Origin of the sequence: Mycobacterium talmoniae (assembly GCF_001854525.1) — a bacterium.
GTDB lineage: Bacteria > Actinomycetota > Actinomycetes > Mycobacteriales > Mycobacteriaceae > Mycobacterium > Mycobacterium talmoniae.
The window spans coordinates 1-16,826 of sequence record NZ_MLQM01000121.1 but is presented as its reverse complement, the minus strand read 5'-3'; the positions used below and the strand labels follow the sequence as shown (position 1 = coordinate 16,826).

Sequence of the window (16,826 nt, the reverse complement as noted above, 5' to 3'; positions counted from 1 at the left end):
CGCCTGAGCGGTGGAGCCCAGCGAGGCCGGGTCGAACGACGGTTTGAAGTAGACCAGCGTGTAGCGCACCACCTGCCGCAGCTGGGGCAGGATGTTGCGACGTGACGCGCGGAGGTACTCCCGCCACAGCCGCGGATACGAGTAGTTCACCGTGGGATCGGCCGCACACATGAACCGCACCGCGCGGTGGATCACGAACATCAGATAGACCAGGGTCACCGCCATCGCGCGGCAGCGGTGCAGGTAGCTGCGGTGGAAGTAGTTCGCCACATCGTGGGCCACGCTGCGGTGCTCGATCTCCTCGGCGCCGTGCCACCGGCAGATGTCGGCCATCGTTGGGTCCACCTCGTAGTCATCCCACGCGGAGTTCAACACGAAATCGCCAAAGATCGCCGTGTAATGCTCGATCGCCGCGATCAGCCACAGCCGTTGCACCATGTCGTTGTATCGGGTGCGGGCAAACCGTTGGGTGCGCGGCGCCAGCAACCGGCGGAAGAAGTACTCGAACTGCCGCAATGCCGGGGCGGTGTCGATGCCGCGGGCCTCCAGGAATTCGGTCACCGCCTTGTCATGCGACACGGCGTGCATCGCCTCCTGGCCGATGAAGCCACGCATGGTGCGGGCCAGGTCTTCGTCCTTGACATAGGGCAGCGCCTCGGTGAACACCTCGCAGAACCAGCGCTCCCCTTCGGGAAGGATCAGGTGCAGGATGCAGGTCATGTCGGAGGCCACCGGCTCGCCGGCGATCCAGTGCAGCGGGGTGTGCGACCAGTCGAAGGCCACGTTGCGCGCGTGGATTTCGACGCCCGCCGGTTCATACGCGTGGGTTGTCATCGTCAAGGGCTCCTCTGGTTTCGGTCGCTAGGCCGCCGCGTTCCAGCGCCGCATGTGCGGCACGTCGTCGTCGAGCCAGTAGGCGTCGCCGTCGTCGGTCACCACCAGCAGCTCCTCGAACTTCAAGCCCACTCCGTCGCGGCCCAGGTGCGGCTCCACCGCCCACAGCCCTGGTGTGGCCGGGAAACCGTACATTCGGCCGTCGGCCCACAACGGTGAGCGGCGCTTGACGGCGTCGGCGAGGAACTCCCGGCCCAGCGTCTGGATGGTGCGGATCCCGAACCCGAACACCGACCTGCCCTTGGGGCCGATCGCGTGCTGTCGGGTCACCTGGTGGCCGATCACCCGGCCGGGATAGACCTTGTGCCGGTTCTTGTTGCCCTGGCGGGCGATCTCGGCGTCCACCGCGCGGTACACCTCGTCGAGCGTCGCACCGCGGCGGACGTGTTCGAGGATCAACGGCCGCAAGGTGCTCAGATCCCGGTCGAGCCGATCCCAGACGTCGGAGTGGCCCAGCACCCCGCCGTAGCCGATGTCGGCGGTGTAGCCGTCGATGATCGGGGCGCAGTCCAGCACGTACGGCATCCCCTCGGTCAACGCGCGCGTGGTGGGGAAGAACTGCAACGGGATGCGGAACCCCGCGAACGCGGACCGGTCGCCGAACCAGGCGAACGGGACATGGAACAGGTCCTGCACGCCGGCCTTGCCCAGCTCCAGCCGCAGATGCGTCGCCGCCTGGCGTTCGGTGACCCCGGGTGCCAGCCATTCCGCGGTGCGTGCCGCGCATCCGTAGGCGATCTGTTGGACCTCACGGAACCGGTCCAGGTCTTGTTCGGTGAAAGCGGCCATCGTCGTTCTCCTCGGCTAGGTGATGCTGCCGTGTCTGCCGGTCACGGACTCATCTGGTAGGTGTCGGCCAGACCACGCGCCGCGGCCACGACCCGGTCGAACCGTTGCGGGTCGGCGACCGGCTCGCGAATCAGATCCAACGCGCGGGTGCGCTGCGCCGCGGTGGCCGACGTCGCACAGTGCAGTCGGGTGGCATGCATGGAGAAGTCGGTGACCAGGACCTCGAAGAGGTGATCGAGGATGCCCGGCTCGGTCTGTTCAAATCTCGCCTGTTCCAGGATGAGTTGGGCGTAGGGCAGCAGGGCGAACAACTCACCGAGCAGGAACAGGAAGTCGACGTCGCGCCGCTGGTCGGCGGTGGGGCCGGCGACGGCCAGCAACGTCTGGAACGCGTCGGCCTGCCGCAGGAATGCCGCCACGTTGGGGATGTGCGCGAACTCCTGCAGGATCGGCCGCCAGTCGGCGAACGCGACCTTGCTCAGCCCGCTGCTGGGCCCCTGGGCGAACAGGAAATCGTCGTTGGTGGTGTCACGGCGTGGCCCGACATCGGGTAGATCCACCAGCAGCGGCGCCACCCGCGGAACCCATTTGGCGATACGAGAATCGGCGACTGCGCTGCTGGCCGCTCGGAGACCGCCGGCAACTGTGCGCACCACATTCGCTGGCGCCCGGCCTACCGGGAGGACGGTCAGTGCGGCCAGTCCGGCGTCGGATGCGTGGAACATGTAGTTCTGCATGAACTTCAGCGACAGCGCCATATTGACGTGCACGGTGCCCTCCAGGCGCGGCAGGCCGGTGACCCCGAGCAGTGCCATACCGAAGTACATGTCGGATTCGAAGGCGCGGGCGGCGATGGTGTCGGAGAGCAGGGTGACGATCTTCTCGCCCTCGCGGGTGACGGTCATCTTCTCGATCGCATTGAACAGCAGGTAGCGCCGGTCGGCGGGGCCCGCGCTGCGCATATAGTCGATGGCGCGTTCGCTGTAGAGCTTCATGCCGACCAGCCGCGTGTACGCCTCGGCAAGCATGCGCCGGATCTGCGGGAACTCGGTGACACGCTGACCGAACAGCACCCGGTTTTCGGCGTGGGTGACCGCCTCGAACATGGCGTGTTCGCAGGCGCCGATCGCGCCGAAGCCGAGGTTGAATTTGCCGATGTTGACCGTGTTGATGGCGGCGTGGAAGGCGTCTTGCCCCACGTGCAGGATGTCGTCGGCGGCGACCGGGTAGTCCTCCAGATCGAATGCGGCGACGTACATTTGGCCGTCGACAACGTTTTTGCGAAGGTGGTAGGCGGGATGTTGGCTGTCGGCGGCGAAGAACAGGTACCCCTCAAAATCGCTCTTCGGCCGACGCTTTTCCAGATCCGAGCTGTCGATGATCGGCTTGTCGGCGCGGCGGCCGAACACCGACACCATCCCGGCGAGGTTGCCGTTGCCGATGTAGTACTTGGCGCCGTTGGCCGTGAATGTTCCAGGAGCCGCCTCATTCGGTTCGAGCACCATGTCGGTGGAGTACACGTCGGCGCCGTGGGCCTGCTCGGACAGGCCGAACGCGAAGATCTCACCCGAATCCAGCAGCGCGGCCGCCTTCTTGCGCGCGGCGCTGTTCGCTGACTGCCAGATCGGCCCCAACCCCAGGATGGTGACCTGCCAGACGTACCAGTACTGCATGCCGTAGAAGCCCAGGATCTGGCTATACATCGCGTTGCGGGCGGTGTCCCAACGTTTGTCCGGATCGCCGTTGGACTCCGATGCCGGGGTCAACAGCGTTGCGAAGATCCCTTCCCGTTTGACCAGGTCGAGAAACTCGCTGTACCAGACCCGATCCCGGTCCTGCTGCTTAAGCCAGCGTTTGCCGTGGGATTCGAAGAACTCGATCGTCGTCCGGAAGATCTCCCGGGTACGCGTGTCGAACTGCGCGAAGTCGGCCCGCTTCGGGTCGAACAGCGCATCGGATCGGACGCTCATCTGGATTCCCCTCTGTCGGGCCGGTGTGGTTCAGGCGTTCCGGAACGCGCGGTAGACGCCGGCGCCGATGAACGCGCCCAGGGTGCTGGGCGTCCAGTCGTGGTCACCGTGCAGCAAGGTGCGGACCGCCCCCTCGCACGCCGACATGAACTGCTCCACCAGCACCGGCAGCTTGCGCTCGACATCGGTGGTGCCCCAGTGCTTCAACGTGGGGCGCAGCAGTTTGGCGAAGTGCTCGGCGATGACAGCGCGGCCGTCGCTGAAGTGTTCGGCGACGGCGGGGTCGGGGTCGCTGCTCATCATCAGCCGCCACGCGTCCAGCCGGCCGGCCACCGACTCGAGCAGCGCCTGGAAGCCCTCGACGAACACCGCCTCGTCGGCGTCGGCGCGGTTACGGGGCAAGACCGCGATCGCTTCGCCGACGAGCAGGCCCTGCTCGCGGTCGAGCAGGGCACGCAGCAACTCCACCCGGTCCCCAAAGCACGAGTACACCACCGGACGGGTCACGGCCAACCGCTCGGCGACCGCACCAATCGTCACCGCCGCCACCCCGCGTTCGTTCGCGATGGCCAACGCCGCATCCAGCACCTGCGGGCGACGCCGCTCCGGCCCCAAATGCGCGGCCCGGGCCCGGCTGTCGGCCGTTCCTACGGTCATGTAGAAAAATACTACACGGCCGAATAATCTGGCGCTAGTGCCGCTGGCTGGACGCGTCAGCGACATCTGTCCGAAGACATCAAATCGGTGTCTGATTTGCGCATTCCGCCGCGCAGCCACGGGCCCTAACGTCGCTGGTATGCCCGCCGATCTGCTGCTCCCCCCGCCGCGGACCACGTTCGACCCCACCCTGCCGGATAGCATCGCCACCCCGTATCCGGACCTCGAAGCGCATCCGGTGTCGGTGCCGCTGCGGGTCAGGCGGGCCGCATGAGGGGCGCGGAACGCCTGGCCGGCAAAGTCGTTCTGATCACCGGCGGGGCGCAGGGCATCGGCGCCCAGGTCGCCCGCCAACTCGTCGGGCACGGGTCCCGGGTCGCCATCCTTGACCACGACATGGCGACCGCCCAACGCCTGGTCGGTGAACTCGGTAGCGCCGCAACCGCGTTCGACGCCGACGTGACGTCCTTCGAATCGATGACCGATGCCTGCGCGGCGGCGGCGGCACGCTTCGGTGGGCTGGATGTCGTGGTGGCTAACGCCGGTATCGCGGGACCCGCGGCGACCGTCGCGGCCGTGGATCCGGGGGAGTGGCGTCGCGTTATCGACGTCGACCTGGTCGGTGTCTTCCACACCGTCGCCGCGACGCTGCCCTATCTGCGGGGGCGACGCGGCTACGTCCTGGCGGTCGCCTCGATCGGCGCAGTGATCCCGGGGCCGACCGTCAGCGGATACATGGCCGCCAAGGCCGGGGTGGAGTCGCTGGTGCGGTCGTTGCGTATCGAACTGGGCGCCACTGGGGTCGACATCGGCATCGCCTACTTCGGCCTGGTCGACACCGGGTTGGCGCAGGACATGATCGCGGGTTCCGGGGTGGGGGCGATGCTGGCGGCCCTGCCCGCCGCGCTCGGCAAGCCCATCCCGGCCGCGACGGCGGCCACGGCGATCACCACCGGCATCGCCCGGCGGGCACGCCGGGTCTACGCACCCCGGTGGGTGCCGATCCTGGTGGACCTGCGGGCACCGCTGGTCTTGGCCGACCGGTTGCTGGCGGTGTGGCCGAGCATGCGGCGCATCGTGCGCGACGCCGATGTGGAGGTGCCGGCATGAGGCGGCGGCCCTCGGTGGGCATCGTCGGGGCCGGCATGTCGGGGCTGTGCCAGGCCATCCTGCTGCGCCAGGCCGGCATCACCGACGTCACCGTCTACGAGAAGTCGCACGACGTCGGCGGCACCTGGCGCGACAACACCTATCCCGGTTTGTCCTGCGACGTGCCATCCCGGTTCTACCAGTTCACCTTCGCCACCAACCCGGGCTGGAGCAAGTTCTTCTCGCCGGGACGCGAGATCTTCGACTACTTCGGTTGGGTGACGGCCGAGTACGGGCTGCGCGACGCGATCCGGTTCGGCGTCGAGATCACCGGTGCCCGATTCGACGGGGATCGGTGGCGGCTGACCACCGCTGCCGGGGCGACGGTGTCGCACGACTTCCTCATCTCGGCGGCCGGCGTCCTGCGGGAGCCGCGGCTGCCCGATATCGACGGGCTGGCCGACTTCGCGGGCCCCGTCATGCATTCGGCGCGATGGGATCACGGTGCGGACCTGACCGGGAAGCGCGTCGCCGTCATCGGCACCGGGTCTACCGGCGTGCAGATCGTCTGCGGACTCGCCGACACCGTCAGCACGCTGGAGCTATTCCAGCGCAGCGCGCAATGGATTCTGCCGCTGCCCAATCCGAGCTATCGCCGCTGGACGGGTGCCCTGCACCGCAGCATCCCGGTGCTGGACACCCTGGCCTACCACGGCTACCACCACGCGTTCGAGTTCTTCGCCCGCGCCCTGGTGCGGCCGGGATGGCGCCGCACGTTGATTGGCAACCTGTGCCGGATCAACCTGCGCACCGTGCGGGACCCGGGCCTGCGGCGCCGACTCACCCCGGACTACCAGCCGATGTGCCGGCGACTGGTCATCTCGGCGGGCTTTTATCGGGCCATGCAACGGCGCAACGTGCACCTGGTCGATACCGGGATCGACCACGTCGAAGCCGGCGGCATCGTCACCGCCGACGGGGCGCTGCACGAACTCGACGCCATCGTGTTGGCCACCGGTTTCGACGCTCACGCGTTCATGCGGCCGATGACGCTGGCGGTCCGTGACGGGCTCACCGTCGAACAGCTGTGGGAGGCCGGGCCGATCGCCCACCTGGGGGTGGCGTTGCCCGGTTTTCCGAACTTCTTCATGCTGATGGGGCCGCACAGCCCGGTGGGCAACTACTCGTTGACCGCGATCGCCGAAGCGCAGGCCGGGCACATCCTGCGCTGGATCCAGCGTTGGTGCGACGGGGATTTCGACACCGTCGCACCCACCCGGGCGGCCACCGACGAGTTCAACGCGAGCATGCATGACGCCATGCCCGACACCGTGTGGGCAACCGGTTGCACCAGCTGGTATCTGGGCACCGACGGCCTGCCCGAGCTGTGGCCGTGGACCCCGAATGCCTATCGGCGGCGGCTCGCCGCGCCACCGAACCCCGACCACTACGACTTGGGTACCACCGTGAAGGAAACGACCACCCGGGACGCCTACCACGCCCGGGCCGGCGGTCAGGAATAGAGCGTCTCGAATTGCTTGATCGAGCGCTCGATATCGCCCTTGACCGCGCGGGCGGCGGTGGCGCCGATCGGGCCGAACAACGGCCGGCCACCCATGTCGATGCGCAGGGTGAACTTCGATCCCGCCGGCGCGGCGGCGATGGTCAACGTCAGCGCGTATTTGGTGCCGCCCACGCCGTCGCCGGTGATCTCCAGCAGCGCGGGCGCGTCGAGCTTGCGGACCGTCCAGGTGACCCGATTGCGCAGGCCCTTGGCGCCGGCCACCCCCACCAACGTGGTGCCGACCGCGAGTTCGGCCGGGACCTCGCACCGCCAGCCCTGATGCAGCGACAGCCAGTCACCCAGTTCGGCCAGGTTGGAGGCGTGGGCCCAGGCCTGCTCGGGGGGCAGTGCCAGTTCGCGGGAGAGTTCGAGTTTGGCCATCGGCAAATACTAGGTCGGCCCGGCGGCGTGCAGTCGCTGATTTGATATATTCGGACAGGTGGTGGTCGGCGATGATCACGGCGCGGACTGGGACCTCCCGAGGCCGGTGGCGACCTGTCGGCACCTGCTGGAGGCCGCGCGGCTCCACGGGATCGCCGCGGCCGACTGCCTTACCGGCACCGAGTTGCGGCTCGCCGACATCGGTAACACTGCCACCGAAGTCCAAGCCCGCCAGGAGCTGGCCATCGCCCGCAACATCCTTGCCCGCGTGGATGATCCGAGCGCGTTCGCGCGTGACGTCGGGCTCCAGTACAACTTCGCGAACATGGGGGTACTCGGCTACGCGCTGCTGGCGAGCCCGACCATGGGGGACGCGGTCAACATCGCCTGCCGCTACGCGACGCTGTCCTCGACTTTCCTGCGGCTGATCCGCCGCGACACCCCCGACGGTGCCGTGCTCGAATTCGACGACAGCGCCGTCCCCGCCGATGTTCGTGAGTTCATGGTGGAACGCGACCTGTTCGCGCTGACCAATATGATGCCGTTGCTGATTGGGCAGCTGGAGTCGGCTATCACGTTGAAAGTCGAGTTGCCCAACATCGAATTCCCGACCGACCGGTTCGAGCTTCCCTGGCTGACAATCGAATTCGACACCTCGTCGACGCGGACCGCGGTCACCATCCCACCCGAGGTGCTGGCGGTTCCGATGCCGGCCGCCGATGCCGCTACCGCGGCGGCGTGCGCTCAGCAGTGTGAAGACCTGCTGCAAGCCCGCCGGCAACGACGCGGCATGTCGGCACAGGTCCGCGCGCGCCTGGTCCGCGAACCCGGTCGACTGCCGTCGATGGCCGCGATCGCCGACGAGCTGTGCATCACCGAACGCACCCTGCACCGTCGGCTCGCGGCCGAACACACGAGTTATCGAGCGTTGGTCGACGAGGTCCGGGTGACGCTCGCGGCCGCCCTGCTGGAGTCCGGTCTCACCGTCGAGGCAACGGCGCGCCAACTCGGCTATTCGGAGACGGCCGCCTTCACGCGTGCCTTCATCCGGTGGACCGGCACGCCGCCGAGCAAGCATCGCCGGGCGAATGTCTGAAGATCGGTCACCCAACCGCGAGTGGGAATCTCACGACGCGACACGCCGACCCGGCGTCGTGCATTTCCCGGTCGGCGCCGCCAGGCGCTTTAAACCACCCAGATCGCTTGGGCGGCCGGGCTGCCCAAGTCGACGGTGCTGCCGGCGTCCTCCGCTTTTTCGATGGCCACCGAGATGATGCCGGCGAACTCGCGGCGGGTCAGCACCTTCAGCCGCGAGTCCAGGCTGATCCCGACGCTGTCGAAGTAGCGCAGCATCTCCGGATCGGCGTCGGAAATCCGGGCCACCGTGCCGGCGTCGCCGTCGTGGCAGGCCCACAGCTGCCGGGCCGGCGGGCTGGGTACCTGCCCGTCGGCGGCCGGGATCGGGTCGCCGTGCGGGTCGCGCTGCGGGAACCCCAGCTTGGCGTCGATGCGGGCGATCAGCCGGTCGGACACCGCGTGCTCGAGCACCTCGGCCTCGTCGTGCACCTCATCCCAGCCGTAGCCCAGTTCGTTGACCAGGAAGGCCTCCAGCAGTCGGTGCCGGCGCACCATCGCCAGCGCGGCGCGCCGTCCCGCCTCGGTCAACGTCACCGCACCGTATTTCGCGTGATCCACCAGGCCCTGGTCGGCGAGTTTGCGGATGGACTCCGAGGCGGTGGACGCCGACACCCCGATCCGCTCGGCCAGCATTTTGGTGCTGACCTTGTCCGGCGACCATTCCTGAGCGGTCCAGATGACCTTCAGATAGTCCTGGGCGACGCTGGACAGGTCGCCAGGCTCGTCCTCAGGGCTCACACCCCAAAGCTTAGGCAATCGTCACCTGATTCGGGGATCCCGCCCACTTGCGCCATGGTGCGGTCCGCGCCGATAGGCTTGCCCCTGTGCAGCGGTGGCGGGGGCAAGACGAGATCCCCACGGACTGGGGCAGATGTGTACTGACCATCGGCGTGTTCGACGGGGTGCACCGTGGACACGCCGAACTGATCGCGCAGGCGGTCAAGGCCGGGCGGACCCGCGGCGTGCCGACGGTGCTGATGACGTTCGATCCGCACCCGATGGAAGTCGTGTTTCCCGGCAGCCACCCCGCGCAGCTGACCACGCTGACCCGACGCGCCGAGCTGGTCGAGGAAGCCGGTATCGACGTGTTCCTGGTGATGCCGTTCACCACCGACTTCATGAAGCTCACCCCGGACCGCTACATCCACGAACTGTTGGTCGAACACCTGCACGTGGTGGAAGTCGTGGTGGGCGAAAACTTCACGTTCGGCAAAAAGGCCGCCGGCAACGTCGAGTTGCTGCGCCGCGCCGGTGAACGGTTCGGGTTCGCGGTGGAATCCATGTCCCTGGTGGCCGAACACCTCGACTCGGAGACCGTGACGTACTCCTCGACCTACATCCGGTCCTGCGTCGACGCCGGCGACGTGGTGGCGGCCGCCGAGGCGCTGGGCCGTCCGCACCGGGTCGAGGGGGTGGTGGTGCGCGGCGACGGGCGCGGCAAGTCGCTGGGCTTTCCCACCGCCAACGTGGCGCCGCCGATGTACTCGGCGATCCCGGCCGACGGCGTGTACGCCGCCTGGTTCACCGTGCTCGGGCACGGCCCGGTGACCGGAACCGTCATCCCCGGCGAGCGGTATCAGGCCGCGGTCTCGGTCGGGACCAATCCGACATTCTCCGGGCGCACCCGCACCGTGGAGGCGTTCGTCCTGGACAGCACCGCCGATCTGTACGGCCAACACGTCGCGCTCGACTTCGTCGCGCGCATCCGGGGCCAACGGAAGTTCGACTCGGTGCGCGAGCTGGTGGCCGCGATGGACACCGACACCGACCGGGCCCGCAACCTACTGGCCGGCGGCTGACGCGGCGATTCGGCGGCGCCCGGCCACACTGCTAGACTGCCCGGCGAAACGACGCGTGCTGCAGTCCGCGGTGGCCGCCCGTTAATTCCCTGATCGCGGACCGATTGATGGAGATATTTCGTGGCGCTGACCGCCGAGCAGAAAAAAGAGATCCTCGCCGACTACGGCCTGCACGAGACCGACACCGGCTCCCCGGAGGCCCAGGTCGCGTTGCTGACCAAGCGGATCATCGACTTGACCGAGCACCTCAAGGTGCACAAGCACGACCACCACTCGCGGCGGGGGTTGCTGCTGCTGGTGGGTCGTCGCCGCCGGCTGCTCAAGTACGTGGCCCAGGTCGATGTGGCGCGGTACCGCTCGCTCATCGAGCGGCTGGGCCTGCGCCGCTGACCCACCCGCCCGTCATGCGCGCCCTGCCCGCGGCCGTGCTGCTGGCCGCGATCACCGTATTGGGGGGAGTGACCGGCTGTTCGTCACCGGCCAACGCCGCAGACCTGCGGGTGGGGGATTGTCTGCAGCTGGGGGGCACCGCGGACCGGCCGGAGGCCGCCAAGGTGGCCTGCGGCGGCGCGACCTCGAATTTCAAGGTGGTGGCCACCGTCGTCGGCGCCGCCAACCGCGAGCAGTGCCCCACCGACGTCGACTCGTCGTACTCGATGCGGAACGCGTTCAGCGACGCCAGCAGCACCGCCTGCCTGGACATCGACTGGGTGATCGGCGGCTGCATGAGTGTCGACCCGGCCAACACCACCGACCCGTTCCGGGTGGACTGCACCGACACCTCGGTGCCGCATCGGCAGCGGGCCACCCAGATCCTGCGCGGCGTGGCCAGCGTCGACGAATGCACCAGCGGCCTGGGCTACGCCTACGACGAGCGGCAGTTCACCGTCTGCGTGGAGGACGTGACCTGATTGCGTCGGCGCGCTGCGCCCGCGCAAGGGTTTGCCTCACGGCGGTGAAATAGGGCCTCACCGGGCCCGCAGTGTAGAGTGAGGGCGTTCCGGGCCAGGTCGGCCTGGACATCGGTGCGGTGTGCGCGATCCGCGCGTACCGCTCCGGCGTGTGACGACGAGACACGGTAAGACAGCCACGGCCTGCATCGGGCGGTCTTCGGTAGTGGCTGCCGGACACCCACAAGGTCCGATCCGGCAGCTTCGATCGATGGCCGTAGCCGCATCCAGGTTGGAGTCTCGGGTTTACCTGTCGCACGCGAAACAGCTGAATAAACCCAGAGAGGCTGTACGGACGTCCATGTCTGTAGCTGAAATTGACCAGGGCGTGTTCGAGGCGACCGCCACCATCGACAACGGGAGCTTCGGCACCCGCACCATCCGGTTCGAGACCGGTCGGCTGGCCCAGCAGGCCGCCGGTTCCGCCGTCGCCTACCTCGACGACGAGACCATGCTGCTCTCGGCGACCACCGCCAGCAAGAGCCCCAAGGAACACTTCGACTTCTTCCCGCTGACCGTCGACGTCGAGGAGCGGATGTACGCCGCGGGACGCATCCCCGGCTCGTTCTTCCGGCGCGAGGGCCGGCCGTCCACCGACGCGATCCTGACCTGCCGGCTCATTGACCGGCCGCTGCGCCCGTCGTTCGTCGACGGCCTGCGCAACGAGATCCAGGTCGTGGTGACCGTGATGAGCCTGGACCCCAACGACCTCTACGACGTGCTGGCGATCAACGCCGCGTCGGCGTCCACCCAGCTGGCTGGCCTGCCGTTCTCCGGCCCGGTCGGCGGGGTGCGGGTGGCCCTGATCGACGGCACCTGGGTGGCGTTCCCGACCGTCGAGCAGCTCGAGCGGGCGGTGTTTGACATGGTGGTGGCCGGCCGGGTCCTCGAGGACGGCGACGTGGCCATCATGATGGTCGAGGCCGAGGCCACCGAGAACGTCATCGAGCTCGTCGACGGCGGCGCGCAGGCGCCGACGGAGACCGTGGTCGCCGAAGGGCTGGAGGCCGCCAAGCCGTTCATCGCCGAGCTGTGCAAGGCGCAACAGGAACTCGCCGAGGCCGCCGCCAAACCCACCGCCGACTACCCGGTGTTCCCCGACTACGCCGACGACGTGTACTACTCGGTGTCCTCGGTGGCCACCGACGAGTTGGCCAAGGCGCTGACCATCGCCGGCAAGACCGAGCGCAACGACCGCACCGACGAGATCCGGGCCGAGGTGCTCGAGCGGCTCGCCGACACCTACGCCGGCCGGGAGAAGGAAGTCTCCGCCGCGTTCCGGTCGCTGACCAAAAAGCTGGTGCGCCAGCGCATCCTGACCGACCACTTCCGCATCGACGGGCGCGGCATCACCGACATCCGGGCGCTTTCCGCCGAGGTTGCGGTGGTGCCCCGGGCGCACGGCAGCGCGCTGTTCGAGCGCGGCGAAACCCAGATCCTCGGGGTCACCACGCTGGACATGGTCAAGATGGCCCAGCAGATCGACTCGCTGGGACCGGAAACCTCCAAGCGCTACATGCACCACTACAACTTCCCGCCGTATTCGACCGGGGAGACCGGCCGGGTCGGCTCGCCCAAGCGGCGCGAGATCGGGCACGGCGCGCTGGCCGAGCGGGCGCTGGTGCCGGTGCTGCCCAGCGTCGAGGAGTTCCCGTACGCCATCCGGCAGGTGTCGGAAGCGTTGGGCTCCAACGGATCCACCTCGATGGGCTCGGTGTGCGCGTCGACGTTGGCGCTGCTCAACGCCGGGGTGCCGCTGAAGGCGCCGGTCGCCGGGATCGCGATGGGCCTGGTGTCCGACGACGTCGAGGTCGACGGCAAGGTCGAGCGCCGGTTCGTGGCGCTGACCGACATCCTGGGTGCCGAGGACGCGTTCGGCGACATGGACTTCAAGGTCGCCGGCACCAAGGACTTCGTCACCGCGCTGCAGCTGGACACCAAGCTCGACGGCATCCCGTCCAAGGTGCTCGCCGGTGCGCTGAGCCAGGCCAAGGACGCCCGGCTGACCATCCTGGAGGTGATGGCCGAGGCCATCGACGCCCCCGACGAGATGAGCCCGTACGCGCCGCGGGTCACCACGATCAAGGTGCCGGTCGACAAGATCGGTGAGGTGATCGGGCCCAAGGGCAAGATCATCAACGCGATCACCGAGGAAACCGGGGCGCAGATCTCCATCGAGGACGACGGCACCGTGTTCGTCGGCGCCACCGACGGCCCGTCGGCGCAGGCCGCGATCGACAAGATCAACGCCATCGCCAACCCGCAGCTACCCAAGATCGGCGAGCGGTTCCTGGGCACCGTGGTCAAGACCACCGACTTCGGGGCGTTCGTGTCGCTGCTGCCGGGCCGGGACGGGCTGGTGCACATCTCCAAGCTCGGCAAGGGCAAGCGGATCGCCAAGGTCGAAGACGTGGTCAAGGTCGGCGACAAGCTGCGGGTCGAGATCGCCGACATCGACAACCGCGGCAAAATCTCGCTGATCCCGGTGGCCGATGCGGACACCGACGGCACCGCCGAGACCGCCGGGGCTGCGCCTGCCGATGCCGCGACCGCCAGCAGCTAACCTGGCGGCGGTGCGCCGCACCACCTTGCCCGGTGGGTTGCGCGTGGTCACCGAACACCTGCCCGCGGTGCGGTCCGCCTCGGTCGGGGTCTGGGTCGGGGTCGGCTCGCGCGACGAAGGTGCCACCGTCGCCGGGGCCGCACACTTCCTGGAGCATCTGCTGTTCAAGGCCACCCCGTCGCGGACGGCGGTGCAGATCGCGCAGGAGATGGACGCCGTGGGTGGTGAACTCAACGCGTTCACCACCAAGGAGCACACCTGCTATTACGCGCACGTGCTCGACACCGACCTGGAGTTGGCCGTCGACCTGGTCGCCGACGTGGTGCTCAACGGCTGCTGCGCCAGCGCCGACGTGGAACTGGAACGCGACGTCGTCCTCGAGGAAATCGCCATGCGCGACGACGACCCCGAGGACGCGTTGGGTGACGTGTTCTTGTCGGCGTTGTTCGGCGATCATCCGGTGGGGCGGCCGGTGATTGGCAGCGCGGACTCGGTGTCGGCGATGACCCGCGCGCAGCTGCACTCGTTTCACGTGCGCCGCTACACACCGGACCGGATGGTCGTCGCGGTGGCCGGCAACGTCGACCACGACGCCGCGGTCGCGCTGGTCCGCGAGCGGTTCGGGCCGCGGCTGGTGCGCGGACGCCGCGCCGCGGCGGTGCGCAAGGGCACCGCGCGGGTACCCGGCCAGCCCGGCCTGACGCTGGTGAACCGGGACGCCGAGCAGACCCATCTGTCGGTGGGGGTGCGCACCCCGGGGCGGAACTGGCCGCATCGCCGAGCGCTGGCCGTGCTCAACACCGCCCTCGGTGGCGGGCTGAGTTCCCGGCTGTTCCAGCAGATTCGGGAATCCCGCGGGCTGGCCTACTCGGTGTACTCCACGGTGGACACCTTCGCCGACACCGGGGCGCTGTCGGTGTATGCGGCGTGCCAGCCCGAGCGGTTCGCCGATGTGGTCGCCGTGACCGCCGAGGTGCTGGAATCGGTGGCCCGCGACGGCATCAGCGCGGCGGAGTGCCGGATCGCCAAGGGCTCGTTGCGCGGCTCGTTGGTGCTGGGGCTGGAGGATTCCGGGTCGCGGATGCACCGCCTCGGGCGTAACGAGCTCAACTACGGCGAGCAGCGCAGCATCGCCCGCACCCTACGGGAGCTGGATGCGGTGACCGTCGAGGAGGTCAACGCGGTGGCCCGCCAGCTGCTGCATAAGCCCTGCGGTGCCGCGGTTCTCGGCCCGTACCGATCGAAAGGGGCGCTTCCCCGGCGCCTGCGGGTGATGGCAGGCTAGACGCATGGTGTTGGGCTTCTGGGACCTCGAGGCGCCCATCGTGGGGGCGCCGATGGCCGGTGGTCCGGGGACCCCGGAGCTGGCGGCCGCGGTCTCCAACGCCGGCGGGATGGGTTTCGTGCCCGGCGGGTACGTGAGCCCCGAGCGGTTGGCCGACGATATTGCCGCCGCGCGCGCCCTGACCACCGGCCCGATCGGGGCCAACATGTTCGTGCCCCAGCCCAGCGTCGCCGACTACGCGCAGTTGGATTACTACGCGCAGCGACTCGATCAGGTCGCCGAACACTACGGCGTCGAGTTGGGCGCGCCCCGCTTCGACGACGACGCCTGGCAGCGCAAGCTGGAGGTGCTCGCCGACGTGCGGCCCGAGGTGGTGTCCTTCACCTTCGGCACCCCGCCGCCGGATGTGCTGCGGTGGTTCGGCGCGCTGGGCATGCTGCTGTTCGTTACCGTGACATCGACTTATGAGGCCGGGGTGGCCGTCGCCGCCGGCGCGGACGGCCTGGTGGTGCAGGGCCCGGGCGCCGGTGGTCACCGGGGAACGTTCGCGCCGGATATGGAGCCCGGCACCGAGTCGCTGGACGAGCTACTCGACAAGATCCGCGCCACCCACCGGGTTCCGCTCATCGCGGCCGGGGGACTGGGCACCGCGCACGACGTCGCCGCCGTGCTGCACCGGGGGGCGGTGGCCGCCCAGGTCGGCACCGCGCTGCTGCTCGCCGATGAGGCCGGCACCAACGCCACCCACCGCGGCGCGCTGAACAACCCGGAGTTCGGCACCACGCTTGTCACGCGGGCGTTTTCGGGCCGCTATGCCCGCGGTTTGGCGAACAACTTCACCCGCTTCCTCGACGACGTCGCCCCGCTGGGCTATCCGGAGGTCCACCACATGACGTCGCCGATCCGTCGGGCCGCTGTGGCCACCGACGACCCGCACGGCACCAACCTGTGGGCCGGAACGGCGTTCGCGTCCGCCCGCACCGGCAAAGCCGCCGACATCGTGGCCAGCCTCGTCTAGCGTTTTTTGCGCGGGATGGCGCCGACTGTGCGGTCTCATACGCGATCTGCCGTTCAGGCGTATGAAGCCGCACAGTCGTGAACGCTGCGGCCCGTCAGCTCAGCACGCTGGCCGGGTCGGTGAACGGCAGGCCCAGATCTGTGGCCACCCGGTCGGACAGCAGCGCGCCGCCGTGCGTGGAAAGCCCGTGGGCCAGTGCGGGGTCGGCGCGGCAGGCGGCGTGCCAGCCCTGATCGGCGAGGGTGAGCACGTAGGGCATGGTCGCGTTGGTCAGCGCCACCGTCGACGTCTTGGGTACCGCCGCCGGCATGTTGGCCACGCAGTAGAACAGGGTGTCGTGCACGGCGAAGGTCGGGTCGTCGTGGGTGGTGGGCCGGGAATCCTCGAAACACCCGCCCTGGTCGATGGCGATATCGACCAGCACGGTGCCCGGCTTCATCTGCGCGACAAGGGCATTGGCGATCACCCTGGGTGCCTTGGCGCCCGGGAGCAGCACCGCCCCGATCACCAGGTCGGCGCGTTTGACCGCGCCCTCGAGCTCGTACGGCGAGGAGTAGCGGGTGCGGATCCGACCGGCGAATTCGGCGTCGAGGTCCCGCAATCGGTTGATGTTGACGTCGAACACGGTGACGTGGGCGCCCATGCCGCCGGCGATCCGGGCCGCGTTGTACCCGGCGGTGCCGCCGCCGATCACCACCACATCGGCCGGTCCCACCCCGGGCACCCCACC

At 68.7% G+C, this 16,826-nt stretch carries 17 protein-coding genes; 10 read left to right on the top strand and 7 right to left on the bottom strand.

The annotated features are described in order from the left end of the window. The 4 genes from BKN37_RS19070 to BKN37_RS19055 all read right to left on the bottom strand — a co-directional run. A partial coding sequence (locus tag BKN37_RS19070) for a metal-dependent hydrolase (RefSeq protein WP_071028529.1) occupies nt 1-834 on the bottom strand: 834 nt, incomplete at its 3' end. 27 nt (nt 835-861) lie between these two features. After that, nucleotides 862-1,683: a M24 family metallopeptidase gene (locus tag BKN37_RS19065; protein ID WP_071028528.1), complete on the bottom strand. Its 822-nt coding sequence runs from the start codon at nt 1,681-1,683 to the stop codon at nt 862-864. A 41-nt stretch (nt 1,684-1,724) separates the two neighbouring features. After that, on the bottom strand, nt 1,725-3,653 hold the full coding sequence (locus tag BKN37_RS19060) for an acyl-CoA dehydrogenase family protein (RefSeq protein ID WP_071028527.1): 1,929 nt from the start codon (nt 3,651-3,653) through the stop codon (nt 1,725-1,727). A gap of 30 nt (nt 3,654-3,683) precedes the next feature. Then, nucleotides 3,684-4,310, bottom strand: coding sequence for a TetR/AcrR family transcriptional regulator (locus BKN37_RS19055; RefSeq protein WP_071028526.1), 627 nt, complete (start codon nt 4,308-4,310; stop codon nt 3,684-3,686). A 139-nt stretch (nt 4,311-4,449) separates the two neighbouring features. On the opposite strand from BKN37_RS19055, the gene BKN37_RS30215 reads away from it, so the two are divergent. The 3 genes from BKN37_RS30215 to BKN37_RS19045 are packed head-to-tail and all read left to right on the top strand — an operon-like array spanning nt 4,450 to nt 6,922. Continuing rightward, a complete protein-coding gene (locus BKN37_RS30215; protein WP_278184961.1) occupies nt 4,450-4,584 on the top strand; it encodes a hypothetical protein in 135 nt (44 codons plus the stop codon). Next, nucleotides 4,581-5,420: a short-chain dehydrogenase/reductase gene (locus tag BKN37_RS19050; protein WP_071028525.1), complete on the top strand. Its 840-nt coding sequence runs from the start codon at nt 4,581-4,583 to the stop codon at nt 5,418-5,420. The genes BKN37_RS30215 and BKN37_RS19050 overlap by 4 nt, the downstream gene beginning before the upstream one ends. Continuing rightward, nucleotides 5,417-6,922 carry a flavin-containing monooxygenase gene (locus tag BKN37_RS19045; RefSeq protein ID WP_095407135.1) on the top strand — a complete coding sequence of 502 codons (1,506 nt, stop codon included), beginning with the start codon at nt 5,417-5,419 and terminating at the stop codon, nt 6,920-6,922. Before BKN37_RS19050 ends, BKN37_RS19045 begins: the two co-directional genes overlap by 4 nt. Here the strand turns inward: BKN37_RS19045 and BKN37_RS19040 are convergent. Continuing rightward, nucleotides 6,913-7,344: a type II toxin-antitoxin system Rv0910 family toxin gene (locus tag BKN37_RS19040; RefSeq protein ID WP_071028524.1), complete on the bottom strand. Its 432-nt coding sequence runs from the start codon at nt 7,342-7,344 to the stop codon at nt 6,913-6,915. The two genes, BKN37_RS19045 and BKN37_RS19040, sit on opposite strands and share 10 nt — an antisense overlap. A 58-nt stretch (nt 7,345-7,402) precedes the next feature. On the opposite strand from BKN37_RS19040, the gene BKN37_RS19035 reads away from it, so the two are divergent. Beyond that, a complete protein-coding gene (locus BKN37_RS19035; protein WP_083341895.1) occupies nt 7,403-8,440 on the top strand; it encodes an AraC family transcriptional regulator in 1,038 nt (345 codons plus the stop codon). Between the two features lie 89 nt (nt 8,441-8,529). On the opposite strand, the gene mntR is transcribed toward BKN37_RS19035, so the two are convergent. Continuing rightward, the gene (gene mntR / locus BKN37_RS19030; RefSeq protein WP_071028523.1) at nt 8,530-9,219 is read right to left on the bottom strand and encodes a manganese-binding transcriptional regulator MntR; all 690 of its coding nucleotides are present in this window, start codon (nt 9,217-9,219) and stop codon (nt 8,530-8,532) included. 86 nt (nt 9,220-9,305) lie between these two features. Here mntR and BKN37_RS19025 point away from each other — a divergent pair, with 86 nt between their 5' ends. From BKN37_RS19025 to BKN37_RS19000, 6 genes are all read left to right on the top strand, one after another. Then, nucleotides 9,306-10,280, top strand: a complete 975-nt coding sequence (locus tag BKN37_RS19025) for a bifunctional riboflavin kinase/FAD synthetase (RefSeq protein WP_071028522.1) — start codon at nt 9,306-9,308, stop codon at nt 10,278-10,280. A 120-nt stretch (nt 10,281-10,400) separates the two neighbouring features. Next, the gene (rpsO, locus tag BKN37_RS19020; RefSeq protein ID WP_071028521.1) at nt 10,401-10,670 is read left to right on the top strand and encodes a 30S ribosomal protein S15; all 270 of its coding nucleotides are present in this window, start codon (nt 10,401-10,403) and stop codon (nt 10,668-10,670) included. Nucleotides 10,671-10,684: 14 nt separating this feature from the next. Then, the gene (gene lppU / locus BKN37_RS19015; protein WP_071028520.1) at nt 10,685-11,191 is read left to right on the top strand and encodes an LppU family putative lipoprotein; all 507 of its coding nucleotides are present in this window, start codon (nt 10,685-10,687) and stop codon (nt 11,189-11,191) included. Between the two features lie 340 nt (nt 11,192-11,531). Further along, entirely contained in the window at nt 11,532-13,793 is a 2,262-nt protein-coding gene (locus BKN37_RS19010; protein WP_083341894.1) for a polyribonucleotide nucleotidyltransferase, read from the top strand. Beyond that, entirely contained in the window at nt 13,771-15,078 is a 1,308-nt protein-coding gene (locus BKN37_RS19005) for a M16 family metallopeptidase (RefSeq protein WP_071028530.1), read from the top strand. Before BKN37_RS19010 ends, BKN37_RS19005 begins: the two co-directional genes overlap by 23 nt. 4 nt (nt 15,079-15,082) lie before the next feature. Next, entirely contained in the window at nt 15,083-16,096 is a 1,014-nt protein-coding gene (locus BKN37_RS19000; protein WP_071028518.1) for a nitronate monooxygenase, read from the top strand. Nucleotides 16,097-16,190: 94 nt separating this feature from the next. Here BKN37_RS19000 and BKN37_RS18995 read toward each other — a convergent pair. Then, nucleotides 16,191-16,826 (bottom strand): alanine dehydrogenase (locus tag BKN37_RS18995; RefSeq protein ID WP_165618365.1); only part of this gene is annotated, 636 nt, incomplete at its 5' end.